Raw genomic sequence first — 262 nt, 5'->3', positions numbered from 1 at the left:
TCACTCTACTCGTGTACATAATCCGGCAGTAGAAAAGCGTCTGGCGGCGATCACCGCTCAGGACAGTCAGCGTGCGAATGTCTATGAAGTGCGTGCTGAAGCCCAGCGTGCGCGTTTTAAACTGCCCGCGTGGCCGACCACCACGATTGGTTCCTTCCCGCAAACCACGGAGATTCGTACCCTGCGTCTGGATTTCAAAAAGGGTAATCTCGACGCCAACAACTACCGCACAGGCATTGCGGAACATATCAAGCAGGCCATT

The 262-nt window shown here is 54.6% G+C and carries 1 pseudogene; it reads left to right on the top strand.

Annotated elements, in window-relative coordinates:
- Positions 1-262: pseudogene (locus EIZ39_RS26290) on the top strand (5-methyltetrahydropteroyltriglutamate--homocysteine S-methyltransferase); the annotation flags it as partial.

The sequence above is a fragment of the Ammoniphilus sp. CFH 90114 genome (assembly GCF_004123195.1).
GTDB lineage: Bacteria > Bacillota > Bacilli > Aneurinibacillales > RAOX-1 > YIM-78166.
Note: the sequence above shows the minus strand (reverse complement) of the source record. Positions and strands in the feature narration are given on the sequence as shown.